Raw genomic sequence first — 15,175 nt, forward strand, 5'->3', positions numbered from 1 at the left:
CTCAGGAGCGCATTCGGTGTTCGAATCCCTTTCCGACAGGTTGACAGGGGTCCTGAAGGACCTGCGCGGCAAGGGGCGGCTGTCCGACGCGGACATCGACGCGACCTGCCGTGAGATCCGCCTCGCCCTGCTCGAGGCCGACGTCGCGCTGCCCGTCGTGCGCGAGTTCATCAAGAAGATCAAGGTGCGCGCCAAGGGCGCCGAGGTGCACGGCGCGCTGAACCCGGCCCAGCAGGTCGTCAAGATCGTCAACGAGGAACTCGTCGGGATCCTCGGCGGCGAGACCCGTCGTCTGCAGTTCGCGAAGACCCCGCCGACGGTCATCATGCTCGCCGGTCTGCAGGGTGCCGGTAAGACCACCCTCGCGGGCAAGCTCGCGAAGTGGCTCAAGGCGCAGGGACACACCCCGATGCTGGTCGCCTGCGACCTCCAGCGTCCCGGCGCTGTCACCCAGCTGCAGGTGGTCGGTGAGCGTGCCGGCGTGTCGGTCTTCGCTCCCCATCCCGGCACCTCCATCGGCGGAGGCGAGAACGAACTCGGAGTCACCGCTGCCGACCCGATCGCCGTGGCCGAGCAGGGCATCGCCGAGGCGCGCAACAAGCAGTACGACGTGGTCATCGTCGACACCGCCGGTCGCCTCGGTATCGACCAGGAACTCATGGCGCAGGCCGCGGGCATCCGCGACGCCGTGCAGCCCGACGAGGTGCTGTTCGTCCTCGACGCGATGATCGGTCAGGACGCCGTGAGTACCGCCGAGGCGTTCCGCGAGGGCGTCGGCTTCACCGGCGTGGTGCTCACCAAGCTCGACGGCGACGCCCGTGGTGGTGCCGCGCTCAGCGTCCGCGAGCTCACCGGCCAGCCGATCATGTTCGCCTCCACCGGTGAGAAGCTCGAGGACTTCGACGTCTTCCACCCCGAGCGCATGGCCAGCCGCATCCTCGGCATGGGCGACGTGCTCACCCTGATCGAGCAGGCCGAGCAGGTCTTCGACGCCGAGCAGGCCGAGGCCACCGCCAACAAGATCGGTTCGGGCGAGCTCACCCTCGAGGACTTCCTCGAGCAGATGATGGCCGTGCGGAAGATGGGCCCCATCGCCAATCTCCTGGGCATGCTGCCCGGAGCCGGGCAGATGAAGGACGCCCTGGCCAACGTCGACGAGAAGCAGCTCGACCGCATCCAGGCGATCATCCGCGGCATGACGCCGGAGGAGCGCGCCAACCCGAAGATCATCAACGGCTCGCGGCGACTGCGTATCGCTAATGGTTCCGGTGTGAAGGTCTCCGACGTCAACCAGCTCGTCGACCGGTTCTTCGAGGCCCGGAAGATGATGACGGCCATGGCCGGCCAGATGGGCATGCCGGGCGCACGCAAGAACCAGCGCAAGAAGGGCAAGAAGGGGAAGAAGGGCGGTCGCGGACCGACGCCGCCGAAGGTGCGGGGCGGTATGCCCGGCGGCTTCCCCGGTCTCCCGGGTGGCATGCCCGCCGGGATGCCCGACCTGTCGAAGATGCCGAAGGGCCTCGACGAGCTTCCTCCGGGACTCGAGAACTTCGACCTGTCGAAGCTGAAGTTCCCCAAGAACTGAGCCGGGCCGGGGATGACCGTGACCGAGGGTGATGCGCGTTCCTTCGTGGTGCGGGGCCGGTCGTTGGCCGACGACGAAACCGTCGAGCTGTTCGTCGGGGCCGACGGATCGTTTACGGCCGAGCCCGGCCGCGACGCCGAGGTGCTCTGTGCCGACGGCTGGATCCTGCCGGGCCTCGTCGACGCGCACTGCCACGTCGGCATCAGGTTCGGCGGGGGAGCGGAGGACGAGGAGGGTCTGCTCGCGCAGGCCGTCACCGAACGCGACGCGGGTGTCCTGCTGCTCCGTGACGCCGGTTCACCTGTCGACACCCGGGCCCTCGATCAGCGGGCGGACCTGCCCCGGGTCATCCGGGCGGGTCGGCACATCGCTCTGCCCAAGCGCTACATCCGCGGGCTGCCCGTCGACCTCGAGGACGAGTCGCAGCTGCCCGACGAAGTGGCCCGTCAGGCCCGGGCCGGCGACGGCTGGGTCAAACTCATCGGCGACTGGATCGACCGGGAGGTCGGCGACCTCGCTCCGCTGTGGAGCGACGAGATCCTCGTCGAGGCGATCGCCGCGGCCCACCGCGAAGGCGCGCGGGTGACGGCGCACGTCTTCGGTGAGGACGCCCTGCCCGGACTGCTCGCGGCGGGGATCGACTGCATCGAGCACGGCACGGGCCTGACCGACGAGACCATCGCGACGATGGCCGCGCACGGCACCGCGCTCGTGCCCACACTGGTCAATATCGAGAACTTCCCGGACATCGCCGATTCGGCGACGCGATTCCCGGTGTACGCGGCGCACATGCGCGCACTGTACGCGCGCCTCGACGAGACCATCGGCTCCGCCCACGAGGCCGGCATCCCGATCTACGCGGGCACCGATGCCGGTGGCCAGGTGCAGCACGGGCGCATCGCCGACGAGATCGCATCGCTCGTGCGCGTGGGTCTCGACCCCACCGAGGCGTACGCCGCGGCGAGCTGGAAGGCCCGCGCGTGGCTCGGGCATCCGAGTCTCGAGCCGGGGACGTCGGCGGATTTCGTCGTGTACCGGGAGGATCCGCGCAGCGACCCCGCGGCCGCGCGTCCCGATCTCGTGGTTCTCCGCGGCCGAGTGGTCTCGGGGAGCCCTGCGCGCTTGTAGGGGGTGCGCGGGGTCACCGGGTGCCGGTTTCGTCCTGGCTCACGCGTCTGGCAGAATGGTTCGCTGTCGTCGCATCCGGTTACGTACCGCGCGGCGGTCACAGGCTAGAGGCAAAACCGGGCGTGCCAGAAGGGCGCGTCGTCCGAATTGCACGTGACACGCGCCTCGGCGCACCCCGAAGGAGAACACAGCAGTGGCTGTCAAGATCAAGCTCACCCGTCTCGGCAAGATCCGCAACCCGCAGTACCGCATCGTCGTCGCGGACTCGCGCACCCGCCGCAACGGCCGGGCCATCGAGACCATCGGCAAGTACCACCCGAAGGAAGAGCCTTCGCTGATCGAGATCGACTCGGAGCGTGCGCAGTACTGGCTGAACGTCGGCGCGCAGCCGACCGAGCCGGTCCTCAACCTCTTCAAGATCACCGGTGACTGGCAGAAGTTCAAGGGCCTGCCGGGTGCCGAGGGCACGCTGAAGAAGGCGGAGCCGAAGCCGTCCAAGCTCGAGCTGTTCCAGGCCGCCCTCGCGCAGGCCGAGAACGAGCCGGCTGCCGAGGCCGTCACGCCCAAGAAGAAGAAGGCTGCCAAGGAAGAGTCCGCCGAGGCGTCCACCGAGGCCGAGTCCACCGAGGCCGCCGAGTAATGAGCGCCGTGGTCGCCGATGCCGTCGAGCATCTCGTTCGTGGAATCGTCGCCCATCCCGACGACGTCCGCGTCGACCTGATCGCGGGCCGTCGGGGCCGCACCGTCGAGGTGCACGTCAATCCCGACGACCTCGGCAAGGTCATCGGCCGCGGCGGTCGTACCGCGACCGCGCTGCGGACCCTCGTCACCGGCATCGGTGGCCGGGGTATCCGTGTCGACGTCGTCGACACCGACCGCTAGGCGAGCGTCGATGGAGCTCGTCGTGGGCCGTGTGGCCAAGTCGCACGGCATCCGAGGCGAAGTCGTCGTCGAGGTTCGCACCGACGAACCCGAGGAGCGCTTCGCCGTCGGCGCGGTCCTGCGTGGCCGCAAGCCTCGCGACAAGCACCTGCACGAGTACACAGTGGAAGCCGCCCGGGAACACTCCGGGCGGCTTCTGCTGCGCCTGCAGGGCATCGACGGTCGCGACGCCGCCGACGCACTGCGCGGCGTGCTGTTCGTCGTCGACAGCGCCGACCTTCCGCCGTCCGACGACCCGGACGAGTTCTACGATCACGAACTCGAAGGGTTGACGGTGCGGATCGTCGCCGGTCGCCCCGACGGCGGAACCGAGGTCGGCACCGTCCGCGAGGTCCTGCACACGGCCGCCGGCGAACTGCTGTCGATCCGGCCTGCCGGCCAGGAGCGCGGAGAGTTGCTCGTCCCGTTCGTCACCGAGATCGTCCCGACGGTATCGGTCCGGGACGGCGTGATCGAGATCGATCCGCCCGAAGGACTCCTCGACCCCGACTTCGGGGAACCGCCGTCCAAGAAGAAGAAGTCGATCGAGGGGAAGCAGTAGTCCGTGCGGCTCGACGTCGTCACCATCTTCCCCGAATATCTCGAACCCCTGCGCGTCGCCCTGCTCGGCAAGGCGATCGACAAGGGGCTCATCTCCGTCGGCGTGCACAACCTGCGCGACTGGACGCACGACGTGCACAAGGCCGTCGACGACGCGCCCTACGGCGGCGGACCGGGCATGGTCATGAAACCCACCGTGTGGGGCCCGGCGCTCGACGACGTGCTCGCCGGACCCGACGGTGAAACCGATCCCGACGTCCTGCTCGTCGTCCCGACTCCCGCCGGCCGCCGCTTCGATCAGGCCACCGCACAACGGTGGTCGAAGGAGAAGCGGATCGTCTTCGCCTGCGGCCGCTACGAGGGAATCGACCAGCGCGTCTTCGACGATGCCGCGCGGCGCGTGCGCGTCGAAGAGGTGAGCATCGGCGACTACGTCCTCATCGGTGGGGAGGTCGCCGTTCTCGTCATGGTCGAGGCCGTCGTCCGGCTGCTGCCCGGTGTGCTCGGCAATCAGCAGTCGCACCAGGAGGATTCGTTCTCCGACGGACTGCTCGAAGGACCGAGCTACACCCGGCCGGCGGTGTGGCGCGACCTCGAGGTGCCGCCGGTGCTGCTGTCCGGCGACCACGGCAAGGTCGCCCGCTGGCGCCATGAGCAGTCGCTCGAACGCACCCGCGAACGACGACCCGACCTGCTCCCGTCCGACGACTGATGCCGCGCCGGACGGCCCTCAGGGCCGGTGGGCGCTTCCGAGCGTCGTCTCGACCGCCAGCGTGACGGTCTCGCGCGCATGCTGCGCGCTCCCGTCGTCCGTCGCGTCGTACATCGCCGTGTCGGGCAGGAAACCGGTGTCGTAGAAGGGATCCGACTCGTCGTAGGTGACGGTCTCCCGTGCCGCGACCACGACCACGTAACGGTGATCGTCGCCGAAGAATCCGGTGGACAGATGCAGCCATTCACCGGTCAGGCAGCACATCCACCCCTGCTTCACACCCAGCTCCGTGGAATCGCCGAGACCCTGTGGAAGCCCGAAACGCTGGTCGTATCCGTCGACGCCCTCGTCGGTGAACTCCACCAGATGGCCGACGATCCGGGCCGCGCTCTCGTCACCGGAGGCGCTGTCGCCGAGCAGATCGTCGTACCAGGTCAGCAGGTCCGACGCCGTCGTAGTTGTGTTCCACCACCAGGACCCCGGATCCGGGGGAGTCGTGCCGGTCAGGTTGTGCCGTTCCACGACGTGCTCGACGATCTCGGGACCACCGTAGGTCTCCCACAGCAGCGTTGCCGCGTTGTCGTCCGAGGAGCGCAGCATCGACCGGATCAACTCGTGGTCCTCGTCGGCGAGCGTCGCTTCGCCTGTCACCTCGCGGTACAGGACCTCCTCGGCGATGAACAGTTTCACCGTCGAGGCGGTCTCGAAGGGTTCGTCCGATCCGCCGAGCACGCGGGTCCCGGATTCACGGTCGAGCACGGCGACGGTCAGGCGCGCTCCGCGGCTGTCCGCGAGCGCGACGGCCGCGTCGATCTGCCGGGGCAGTTCGGCCGTCGACAGCGTCACGGTCGACTCGTCGGAATCGGCGTCCGTCACGGAAGCGAGACCGAGCGCCTCGTGCGGGAGTGGATGGGAATCGATCGATTCGCAGCCGGATACGGCCAGTGCGGTGGCCACGCAGAGCATCATCGCGCCCGATCGTGCGCGTCCGCGCCCGTGCTTCATGTCCGGCTCCTGCATTCCATTGTGCAGTGGACGATAGCGCCGGTCCACCCGACAGCCTGCACGGACCCCGCGCGCGAGCGCGAGTGCCGTCACGCGCGCGAGCGCCCCACGCTGCCACAGGCGCGGGCGGGGGACGGCAACTGTAGGGTCGTTCGACGTGACGACCGAACTCGACACCGTGAACCGGCGGATCGCCCAGGAACTCGACGTCCGCGAAGACCAGGTCGCTGCGGCCGTGGGACTGCTCGACGGCGGCGCGACCGTGCCGTTCGTCGCGCGCTACCGCAAGGAGGCGACCGGCGGGCTCGACGATGCCCAGCTGCGCACCCTCGAGGAACGCCTCCGCTATCTGCGGGAACTCGACGAGCGCCGTGTCGCGATCCTCGAATCGATCGAGGCGCAGGGCAAGCTCGACGACACGCTGCGCGGACAGATCATGCTCGCCGACACCAAGGCGCGGCTCGAGGACATCTACCTGCCGTTCAAGCCGAAGCGGCGCACCAAGGCGCAGATCGCCCGCGAGGCCGGTCACGAACCCGTCGCCGACGCGCTCATCGGCGACCCCACCACCGATCCCGCCGGATACACCTCCGAGCAGCTCGACGGTGCGCGCGCCATCCTCGTCGAACGCTTCGCCGAGGACGCGGACCTCGTCGGCGAGCTCCGCGAGGCGATGTGGACGCGCGGCAAGGTGAGCTCCACCGTGCGGTCCGGCAAGGAGAACGACGGCGCGAAGTTCTCCGACTACTTCGAGTTCTCGGAACCGTTCACCCAGCTGCCCTCGCACCGCATCCTCGCCCTCCTGCGCGGCGAGAAGGAGGAGGTGCTGTCGCTGTCGTTCGATCCCGAGATCGACGAGCCGGTGCCCGGTGAGCGCAGCTACTACGAGGGACGGATCGCGACGCGCTTCGGCATCGCAGACGAGGGACGCGCCGCCGACAAGTGGTTGCTCGACACCGTGCGGTGGGCATGGCGCACCAAGCTGCAGATGTCGCTGTCGCTGGACATCAGGATGCGGCTGCGGCAGTCCGCCGAGAAGGACGCGGTCGACGTCTTCGCCGCCAACCTCAAGGACCTGTTGCTCGCCGCACCGGCCGGCACGCGACCGACGATGGGTCTCGACCCCGGCTACCGCACCGGCACGAAGGTCGCCGTCGTCGACGCGACCGGCAAGGTCGTCGACCACACCACCATCTATCCGCATCAGCCGCACAACAAGCGTGACGAGGCCCTCGCGGTGCTCGCCGCGCTGGTCGCGCGGCACGGTGTCGAACTGATCGCCATCGGCAACGGCACGGCGTCTCGTGAGACGGACGCTCTCGCAGCCGATCTCGTGTCGCTGGCGAAGGTGCCCGGGTTGACGAAGATCGTGGTGTCGGAGGCGGGCGCGTCCGTCTACTCGGCCTCCGAGTACGCCACCAAGGAACTCCCGGATCTCGACGTGTCCATCCGCGGTGCGGTCTCCATCGCACGCCGCCTGCAGGATCCGCTCGCCGAACTGGTCAAGATCGACCCGAAGTCGATCGGTGTCGGCCAGTACCAGCACGACGTGTCCGAGACGATGCTCGCGCGGTCGCTGGGCGCGGTCGTCGAGGACGCGGTGAACGCCGTCGGTGTCGACGTCAACACGGCGTCGGTCCCGCTGCTGTCGCGGGTCTCGGGTATCACCGGGTCGCTCGCGGAGAGCATCGTCGCCCACCGCGACCAGAACGGTCCGTTCCGGGCACGGAGAGCGCTCAAGGACGTCCCGCGACTCGGCCCGAAGGCCTTCGAACAGTGCGCGGGCTTCCTGCGGATCCCCAACGGCGACGACCCGCTCGACGCGTCCGCGGTGCACCCCGAGGCGTATCCGGTGGTGCGGCGGATCGTCGACCGGACCGGCAGCAGCGTCCGCGAACTGCTCGGCAACACCGCGACCCTGCGGCAGCTGCGCGCGGACGAGTTCGTCGACGATCGCTTCGGTGTCCCGACCGTCACCGACATCATCTCCGAGCTCGAGAAGCCCGGCCGCGACCCGCGTCCGGAGTTCAGGACCGCGACGTTCGCCGCCGGTGTCGAGAAGGTCGCCGACCTGAAGCCCGGCATGGTCCTCGAGGGAGTGGTCACCAACGTCGCGGCCTTCGGTGCCTTCGTCGACGTCGGTGTGCACCAGGACGGTCTCGTGCACGTCTCCGCGATGTCGCGCAGCTTCGTGAAGGATCCGCACGACGTCGTCCGGTCCGGTGAGGTCGTCAAGGTGAAGGTCCTCGAGGTCGACGTCGCGCGCCAGCGCATCGGTCTGACGCTGCGACTCGACGACGAGGTCCCCACCCCGGGCGCCGAGAAGTCGGGAGGTCAGCCGCGCGGAGGTGGCCGACGTCCCGGAGGCCAGGGCGGCGGCAACCAGGGCGGCCGGGGTAATCGCGGACAGCAGGGCAATCGTGGGCAGCAGGGCCGTGGCGGCGACCGCCGTTCGGCACCGGCCGCCTCCGGATCGATGGCCGACGCCCTGCGACGCGCCGGTTTCGGCAACAACTGACGCGAATCACCGGGTCACTCCTGCGATGCTGTGGACATGAGATCCACGGTGGCCGGGGTGATCCGGTGATGCTCGACTGGATGCAGCGCGAGATCGTCGATCAGGGGCGCCTGCCGCTGCTGTTCTTCCTCCTCGGTTTCGTGGCCGCGTTCGTCTTCATCCGGATCAGCGTGCGGTTGATCCGCGCGCAGGTGCGCTGGTGGCCCGGAAACATCACCCCGGGCGGTCAGCACGTGCACCACGTGGTGTTCGGTGTCGTCACCATGGTGATCGCCGGTGGGGAACTGATCGCGATCTCCGAGGATGCCAACCGCGTCGCCGCGTGCATCCTCGCGGCGCTCTTCGGAGTCGGCGCCGCGCTGACCCTCGACGAGTTCGCCCTGATCTTCTACCTGAACGACGTGTACTGGGAAGAACAGGGACGGGTGTCCGTCGACGCCGTCTTCGTGGCGATCGCCGTGACCGGGATGTGGTTGCTCGGCCTGCGACCGTTCGAACTCGGGGACACCACGAACTTCGAGGACAGCGGTGACTGGGCCGGACGGGCCGCGCTGGTGGTGGCCGTGCTCGTGAACCTCCTGCTCGCCGCGATCGTCCTGGCGAAGGGCAAGATCTGGACAGGCCTGGTCGGGTTGTTCGTCGTTCCGCTGCTGTGGGTCGGCGCGATCCGGCTCTCCCGGCCCGGGGCGCCCTGGGCTCGCTGGCGGTACGGCAAGCGGCCCCGTCGCATGGCACGGGCGCTCGAACGCGAACGTCGGCTTCGGCGCCCGGTGATCCGCGCCAAGATCTTCGTGCAGGATCTCGTCGCGGGCGCACCGACGCTCGAGACCGTGCGGGGCAGTGTCGAGCACTCGCGCACCGCGACCGAGGCGGAACTGGACCGTCGCGTCAAACCGGCGCCACCGCCGATTTCATCGATCGATGTTCCGTCTGGCACAATGGACGGGTTGCCCCGTTCGGGCACGCCTACCTGACCTGGGCACGAACCGGTCGAGCCCGCCACACGGCGGTCGCCGCCAGGTTCCTCTGCTCGAGCGAACAAGAGGATGAAAACCGATGAACACCCTGGACTTTCTGGACGCCAAGTCGCTGCGCGACGACATCCCGGACTTCCGTCCCGGCGACACTCTCGATGTGCACGTCAAGGTCATCGAGGGCAGCAAGGAGCGTGTGCAGGTCTTCAAGGGCGTCGTGATCCGGCGTCAGGGCGGCGGCATCCGCGAGACCTTCACCGTCCGCAAGGTTTCCTTCGGCGTCGGCGTGGAGCGCACCTTCCCGGTGCACAGCCCCAACCTCGCCAAGATCGACGTGCTGACCCGTGGCGACGTCCGTCGCGCGAAGCTCTACTACCTGCGTGAGCTGCGCGGCAAGGCTGCCAAGATCAAGGAGAAGCGCTGATCTTCGGCTGCTGATCGGCCCCCTGGGCTGCTCGGCACGGCTCCCGAGCCACCCGATACAGCATCCGACGACCCGGCCCGGACTTCCGTCCCGGCCGGGTCGTCGTCGTTGTGGGCAGTGGTCTGTCGCTCACCCGTCCGGCCGACGGTCGTCCTCGGCGGGCCGCCGTGCCGCAGACGCTAGTCTGTCGAGGTGGCAGATTCCCCGCACGATCCGGCTCGACCGGATGTGAACCGCAACGATGTTCGAGGTTCGGCTCGGAGCGATCGAGCCGACGGTGCACACCACCGGCGCGAGGACCCCGTAGCGAACGACACCGCCCCCAAGGCGAAGAAGCAGAAGTCGTTCTGGCGTGAACTGCCGATCCTGGTCGTCGTCGCACTGGCCCTGAGCTTCCTGCTGCAGACCTTCGTGGCGCGGGTCTATCTCATCCCCTCGGAGTCGATGGAGCCGACACTGCACGGCTGCCCGGGCTGCACCGGTGACCGCATCGTCGTCGAGAAGGTGGGATACCGCTTCACCGATCCCCGTCCCGGCGACGTCATCGTCTTCGAAGGCCCCGACTCGTGGTCGGCCGGCTACGTCTCGACCCGTTCCGACAACGTCGTCGTGCGGGGACTGCAGGAGATCGGTTCGCTCGTCGGCGTCGTGCCGCCCGACGAGAACGACCTCGTCAAGCGCGTGATCGCGACAGGCGGGCAGACGGTGGAATGCTGCGACGACCAGGGCCGTGTGCTCGTCGACGGTGTCCCGCTCGACGAGCCGTACGTGACGATGGACTTCCCGTTCACCCCGGGTGTCGTCACGTGCGAGACCGAGGTGCCCTCCGGGCGCTGCTTCGGGCCCGTCACCGTGCCCGAGGGCCACGTCTGGGTGATGGGCGACAACCGCAGCAACTCGGCCGACTCGCGCTACCACGTCGGGGACGAGCATCAGGGCTCGATCCCGCTGGACAATGTCATCGGAAAAGCCCGCTTCATCGTGCTGCCTCCCGGCCGATGGGGCCTGATCGACTCACCGGAGATCCTTCCCTCGTGACTGCTTGGCCACCTCGACCCGTGATCCGTCGCTCCTCGGGACTGCGCACCATGGAGTCCGCGCTCGCGCGGTGCGGTCTCGGTCCGGTCGCCGGGGTCGACGAAGCCGGCCGCGGTGCCTGCGCCGGACCGCTGGTCGTCGCCGCCTGCGTGCTCGGCGACCGGCCGCACGCGTCGCTCGACCGGCTCGACGATTCGAAGAAGCTCACCGAACGCACCCGTGAGGAGCTGTACTCGGTGATCGTGCGACGCGCCCGGGCGTGGAGCGTGGTGGTGATCCCCGCGGAGGAGGTCGACGCGATCGGCATCCACGTCGCCAACATCGAGGGCATGCGACGCGCGGTGGCAGGTCTGTCGACTCCGCCCGGCTACGTGCTCACCGACGGCTTCCGGGTGCCCGGACTGCCTGCACCGTCCCTGCCCGTGATCGGCGGCGACGCGGCGGCCGCGTGCATCGCGGCGGCCAGTGTGCTCGCGAAGGTCACACGCGATCGCATGATGGTCGACCTCGACGGCGAGCTACCGGAGTACGGTTTCGCAGTACACAAGGGCTACAGCACTCCGACGCACATGGCGGCGTTGGCCGAGCACGGCCCGTCACCGCAGCACCGGCGGTCGTGGGCCAATGTGCGCTCGGTGTGTGGAGTGCCCGCAGTGCGACGTCGGCTGTTCGCCGACGACCTGGTTCGTCGATCGTACGCAGACGACCTGGGGCGTCGATTGTTCACCGACGAGGCGGATGCGGGATGATTGCAGGACACACCAGACTGGGAGGACACCGAGACCGATGAGTGCCGAGGATCTCGAGAAGTACGAAACCGAGATGGAACTCTCGCTGTACAGGGAGTACCGGGACATCGTCGGTCAGTTCGCGTACGTCGTGGAGACCGAGCGCCGGTTCTACCTGGCGAACGCCGTCGAATTGCTGCCGCACAACGCCAACGGCGAGGTGTACTTCGAGGTGCGTATGTCCGACGCCTGGGTGTGGGACATGTACCGTCCCGCACGCTTCGTCAAGCACGTCCGTGTCATCACGTTCAAGGACGTCAACATCGAAGAGCTCGACAAGCCCGAACTGAGACTGCCCGACAAGCTGGGCTGACGTCGGCGGGGACGATCCTGCGCGGAGTGGCCGCATCCTAACCGGGGCGCCGACACCGAGCCGTCCGCCGAGGCTCGACGCGCGCGGTTGTGCACAGGCACCGTACTCATCCACAGATTCCCCGATCTCCGTGCTCGGACCCGATTTCGCGTGCCCCGGTCCTCCACAGTGGGGGCATGCAGGGGACGAATCGGACATCACACAACCGGGATCTGGGCGCGCGAGGCGAGGACCTCGCCGCGGAATACCTCGAGTCGACCGGCATGGTCGTGCTCGAACGGAACTGGCGCAGCCGATACGGCGAACTCGATCTCATCGCACAGGACGGCGCGTCCGTCGTCTTCGTCGAGGTCAAGACCCGCACCGGCACCGGATACGGCACCCCCGCCGAAGCGGTGACGCACGCGAAGGCCGAACGTATCCGTCGCCTCGCCGGGCAGTGGTTGTCCGAGCAGACGCGCCGCTGGTCGCACATCCGCGTCGATGTGGTCACCGTTCTGCTCGCGCGGGGACACGCCCCGGAGATCACCCACCGCAAGCAGGTCCTCTGATGGCACTCGGACGCGCCTGGTCGGTCGCCGTCTCCGGGATCGACGGGCAGGTCGTCGAGATCGAAGCCGACATCGGACGAGGTCTGCCAGGGGTGACGATGGTCGGACTGCCCGACACCGCGCTCCAGGAGTCGCGCGACCGGGTGCGCGCCGCCGTGTCGAATTCCGGTGCCAAGTGGCCGGATTCGAAGGTCGTGCTCGCACTGTCTCCGGCCACGCTGCCGAAGGTCGGCAGTGTCTACGACCTCGGACTGGCGTGCGCGGTGCTCGACGCGGCGGATATCGTGCCGACCGAGGCCGTCTCCCGGACGGTGCTGCTCGGTGAGCTCGCGCTCGACGGACGCGTCAGGCCGGTACGTGGGGTGTTGCCCGCCGTGCTCACGGCCAAGAAGCACGGCTGGTCGCGCGTGGTGGTGCCGACCGCGACGATGACCGAGGCGGCGCTCGTCGACGGCATCGACGTCTACGGCGCCGAGACGCTGCGCGAGTTGGTGCTCTGGCTCCAGGGCGACGGTCCGCTCGAACGGCCCGATCCGCGTGCGCTGCCACCACGGGCGGTGCGTGGCGATCTCAGCGAAGTGGTCGGCCAGCACGAAGCGCGTCGCGCGATCGAGGTCGCTGCGGCCGGTGCGCACCACCTGATGTTGACCGGTCCGCCGGGAATCGGGAAAACGATGCTCGCGCAGCGACTTCCGGGGATCCTGCCGGACCTGGACGAAAGTCACGCCCTCGAGGTGACGGCCATCCACTCGGTGGCGGGCACCCTCACCAGCGACCGTCCGCTCGTGACGGAACCGCCCTTCATCGCGCCCCATCACACGGCGTCGGTGAGTTCGCTGATCGGAGGCGGCACCGGTATGGCGAAACCCGGCGCGGTGAGCCGGGCGCACCGCGGCGTGCTGTTCCTCGACGAGTCGGAAGATTGGCTGTGACACCCCAGGGGGACGGCTCATTGTACATACAAAAAGGAGGCCCCGGAAGGCCTCATATCTGTTAGTGGTGGATTAGCGCTGCGAAAGCTTGCGAGCTAGTGCCGCAATAGTCTGCGGGTTCTTAACTCGCAATGGGACGCCACTCGCAGTGGTTGACTTCTCTATGTAAGCAGCAATATTGAAAGCGTCATTCATCTACCCTCTATTGTAACTCTTTACCCTTGCTAAATAAACTCAGCTGTATTTAAATTGATTCAACGCGATAGCCAATCGGCACACGCGCAGTACATGAAGTAGGTGAGAACGTGGCAATCAAGCGCAGTAAAGTATCCGACATCAGCGGTACCGAACTGAATGAACTCTCGGCTCTGCGGGTCGCTGTAAAAGGACATAGCGACGTAGACGGAGATCGCCAGATCGACATCGCCCCGGACGAGCTGCCGGGTCTGAAGACCGTGAACAACCTCGTGTCGCTCACGGTGTACTACCCGGACGGTAGGACCGAGGACTTGTTCGCAACGAGTGCAGAGGTGTCGAAGTGGATTCCGCTCGACAACCTCAAGGCTGCAGACAACCTTCGTGGCCGGCGGAAGAACGCTGCTCCCGGCTTCGACTGACCTAGGAGGTGATCCTCGTCTACACAACTTCATCTAACTGAACAACCCGCGACTACACCTGATTGGAGAGGATCGGTGTAGGCGCGGGTCTTTAAATTGCCGGGCTAGTTGATGCGGTACAGCGTGAACGGCACTCCAATGTCTTGTACACCGGTAATACTCCGGCGAAAGCCCTCCCGGGTGAGATAGCGGCCGGTCGCCCTGTCTTCTATGTATTGAGCCTGTATGTGCCCGATGCGAAGGTAGAACTCCAAGTCGTCATCCGGCTCCGGGAAGTTGAACTCATTGAACTCTGGCAGCTCCCACGTCCCTTCCCAGGTGTCATGAGGAGCGTCAGCTAGCGCTTCAATGGCAACCCCATTGGGACGGAGCTCAAGTAGGAAGGTCCGCTGTTCCCCGACCTTCCTCCATCGACCTGGGATGTTCTGATGCGCTCGCTTATGCCACGGCGACCGTCCGAGTCTGTTCAACCACATGGCCTGCCCCCATCCTGGTCGGTGGTGTTGCCGCAGTATATGGAAAAACCCGCCACCGAAGTGACGGGTAATCCACGATCAGGCTGCAACGACACGTACGGTCCCTTCCCATCTCCGTGCGTCGATGAGGTGTATCGCTTCGAACAGCGCAGCCCAGTAGTCGCAGTGGAGTGCCGCGACAAGTTCCGCTTCGCCGTCCTCGGGGTCCTTGTGCTCGACCAGGAATGTCTCGGACCTGAAGATGTCGGTGATCAGCTCTTCCGGCACCGACGTGGTTGATCCTTCGTCGTCTGGTTGGCCGGCGAGTACGACGTCTCCACAGATGACATCTCGTCCGCGCCAGACGGGTGTGCTCGTCCACAGCAGGGTGGTCGCTCGTGGATTGAACTCGCCTCCGATGAGCTTGCCTTCTTCGTTGCAGAACAGCGTGACGTTGGGGTTGTCGAGGTCGATGCACTCAAATGGCCCACCAACCACCTTCTGATACGCCCGGTAGTCACCCTTCTCGATGCTGGCTTTGAAGGCCGGAAACTGGGGGTCTGCCGGGATAACGATGACCTGCACCAATGAACGCATGGTCGTGTCCTCTCTCGTGGGATGTACTTGCGTCTCGGAATGAGGCGCAAGATTCA

At 67.3% G+C, this 15,175-nt stretch carries 16 protein-coding genes and 1 pseudogene; 15 read left to right on the forward strand and 2 right to left on the reverse strand.

The features are described from left to right. The first annotated feature begins 16 nt into the window (after nt 1–16). From ffh to trmD, 6 genes are all read left to right on the forward strand, one after another. Nucleotides 17–1,585 carry a signal recognition particle protein gene (gene ffh, locus C6Y44_RS09665; RefSeq protein ID WP_060651070.1) on the forward strand — a complete coding sequence of 523 codons (1,569 nt, stop codon included), beginning with the start codon at nt 17–19 and terminating at the stop codon, nt 1,583–1,585. Nucleotides 1,586–1,597: 12 nt separating this feature from the next. Continuing rightward, nucleotides 1,598–2,713 (forward strand): amidohydrolase family protein, encoded by a 1,116-nt coding sequence (locus C6Y44_RS09670; RefSeq protein ID WP_120282248.1) that lies wholly within the window; start codon nt 1,598–1,600, stop codon nt 2,711–2,713. 193 nt (nt 2,714–2,906) lie between these two features. Continuing rightward, entirely contained in the window at nt 2,907–3,353 is a 447-nt protein-coding gene (rpsP, locus tag C6Y44_RS09675) for a 30S ribosomal protein S16 (protein ID WP_016691249.1), read from the forward strand. Beyond that, complete coding sequence (locus C6Y44_RS09680) at nt 3,353–3,595, forward strand: RNA-binding protein (protein ID WP_006550954.1); 243 nt, start codon at nt 3,353–3,355, stop codon at nt 3,593–3,595. The genes rpsP and C6Y44_RS09680 overlap by 1 nt, the downstream gene beginning before the upstream one ends. Before the next feature lie 10 nt (nt 3,596–3,605). Next, nucleotides 3,606–4,196, forward strand: coding sequence for a ribosome maturation factor RimM (gene rimM / locus C6Y44_RS09685; RefSeq protein ID WP_159418592.1), 591 nt, complete (start codon nt 3,606–3,608; stop codon nt 4,194–4,196). A 3-nt stretch (nt 4,197–4,199) separates the two neighbouring features. Further along, nucleotides 4,200–4,907 (forward strand): tRNA (guanosine(37)-N1)-methyltransferase TrmD, encoded by a 708-nt coding sequence (gene trmD / locus C6Y44_RS09690; RefSeq protein ID WP_120282249.1) that lies wholly within the window; start codon nt 4,200–4,202, stop codon nt 4,905–4,907. An 18-nt stretch (nt 4,908–4,925) separates the two neighbouring features. Here trmD and C6Y44_RS09695 read toward each other — a convergent pair whose 3' ends face one another. Then, nucleotides 4,926–5,912: a serine hydrolase gene (locus tag C6Y44_RS09695; protein WP_225623770.1), complete on the reverse strand. Its 987-nt coding sequence runs from the start codon at nt 5,910–5,912 to the stop codon at nt 4,926–4,928. Nucleotides 5,913–6,069: 157 nt separating this feature from the next. Between C6Y44_RS09695 and C6Y44_RS09700 the strand changes: the two genes are divergently transcribed. From C6Y44_RS09700 to C6Y44_RS09740, 9 genes and pseudogenes are all read left to right on the forward strand, one after another. Continuing rightward, on the forward strand, nt 6,070–8,430 hold the full coding sequence (locus tag C6Y44_RS09700) for a Tex family protein (RefSeq protein ID WP_159418590.1): 2,361 nt from the start codon (nt 6,070–6,072) through the stop codon (nt 8,428–8,430). Between the two features lie 68 nt (nt 8,431–8,498). Further along, nucleotides 8,499–9,404: a hypothetical protein gene (locus C6Y44_RS09705; RefSeq protein ID WP_159419261.1), complete on the forward strand. Its 906-nt coding sequence runs from the start codon at nt 8,499–8,501 to the stop codon at nt 9,402–9,404. Nucleotides 9,405–9,486: 82 nt separating this feature from the next. Then, nucleotides 9,487–9,828, forward strand: coding sequence for a 50S ribosomal protein L19 (gene rplS, locus C6Y44_RS09710; RefSeq protein WP_006550960.1), 342 nt, complete (start codon nt 9,487–9,489; stop codon nt 9,826–9,828). 228 nt (nt 9,829–10,056) lie between these two features. Next, the gene (lepB, locus tag C6Y44_RS09715; protein WP_120282252.1) at nt 10,057–10,866 is read left to right on the forward strand and encodes a signal peptidase I; all 810 of its coding nucleotides are present in this window, start codon (nt 10,057–10,059) and stop codon (nt 10,864–10,866) included. Next, complete coding sequence (locus tag C6Y44_RS09720) at nt 10,863–11,615, forward strand: ribonuclease HII (RefSeq protein ID WP_072740502.1); 753 nt, start codon at nt 10,863–10,865, stop codon at nt 11,613–11,615. The genes lepB and C6Y44_RS09720 overlap by 4 nt, the downstream gene beginning before the upstream one ends. Before the next feature lie 37 nt (nt 11,616–11,652). Next, on the forward strand, nt 11,653–11,967 hold the full coding sequence (locus tag C6Y44_RS09725; protein WP_006550963.1) for a DUF2469 domain-containing protein: 315 nt from the start codon (nt 11,653–11,655) through the stop codon (nt 11,965–11,967). A 176-nt stretch (nt 11,968–12,143) separates the two neighbouring features. Continuing rightward, a complete protein-coding gene (locus tag C6Y44_RS09730) occupies nt 12,144–12,518 on the forward strand; it encodes a YraN family protein (protein ID WP_120282254.1) in 375 nt (124 codons plus the stop codon). After that, nucleotides 12,518–13,432: pseudogene (locus tag C6Y44_RS09735) on the forward strand (YifB family Mg chelatase-like AAA ATPase); the annotation flags it as partial. The gene C6Y44_RS09730 and the pseudogene C6Y44_RS09735, both read left to right, overlap by 1 nt. A 323-nt stretch (nt 13,433–13,755) precedes the next feature. Then, complete coding sequence (locus C6Y44_RS09740; RefSeq protein WP_192378757.1) at nt 13,756–14,067, forward strand: hypothetical protein; 312 nt, start codon at nt 13,756–13,758, stop codon at nt 14,065–14,067. Between the two features lie 554 nt (nt 14,068–14,621). Here C6Y44_RS09740 and C6Y44_RS09745 read toward each other — a convergent pair. Beyond that, entirely contained in the window at nt 14,622–15,119 is a 498-nt protein-coding gene (locus C6Y44_RS09745) for a DUF3846 domain-containing protein (protein ID WP_082921030.1), read from the reverse strand. Between the last annotated feature and the right edge of the window lie 56 nt (nt 15,120–15,175).

Origin of the sequence: Rhodococcus rhodochrous (assembly GCF_014854695.1) — a bacterium.
Lineage (GTDB): Bacteria > Actinomycetota > Actinomycetes > Mycobacteriales > Mycobacteriaceae > Rhodococcus.

Bases quoted from the DNA above. Each gene is read 5' to 3' on its own strand.
- C6Y44_RS09670 (WP_120282248.1), top strand. From the start codon at position 1,598: ATGACCGTGACCGAGGGTGATGCGCGTTCCTTCGTGGTGCGGGGCCGG.
- C6Y44_RS09680 (WP_006550954.1), top strand. From the start codon at position 3,353: ATGAGCGCCGTGGTCGCCGATGCCGTCGAGCATCTCGTTCGTGGAATC.
- rimM (WP_159418592.1), top strand. From the start codon at position 3,606: ATGGAGCTCGTCGTGGGCCGTGTGGCCAAGTCGCACGGCATCCGAGGC.
- C6Y44_RS09695 (WP_225623770.1), bottom strand. From the start codon at position 5,912: ATGAAGCACGGGCGCGGACGCGCACGATCGGGCGCGATGATGCTCTGC.
- C6Y44_RS09705 (WP_159419261.1), top strand. From the start codon at position 8,499: ATGCTCGACTGGATGCAGCGCGAGATCGTCGATCAGGGGCGCCTGCCG.
- rplS (WP_006550960.1), top strand. From the start codon at position 9,487: ATGAACACCCTGGACTTTCTGGACGCCAAGTCGCTGCGCGACGACATC.
- C6Y44_RS09725 (WP_006550963.1), top strand. From the start codon at position 11,653: ATGAGTGCCGAGGATCTCGAGAAGTACGAAACCGAGATGGAACTCTCG.
- C6Y44_RS09730 (WP_120282254.1), top strand. From the start codon at position 12,144: ATGCAGGGGACGAATCGGACATCACACAACCGGGATCTGGGCGCGCGA.
- C6Y44_RS09745 (WP_082921030.1), bottom strand. From the start codon at position 15,119: ATGCGTTCATTGGTGCAGGTCATCGTTATCCCGGCAGACCCCCAGTTT.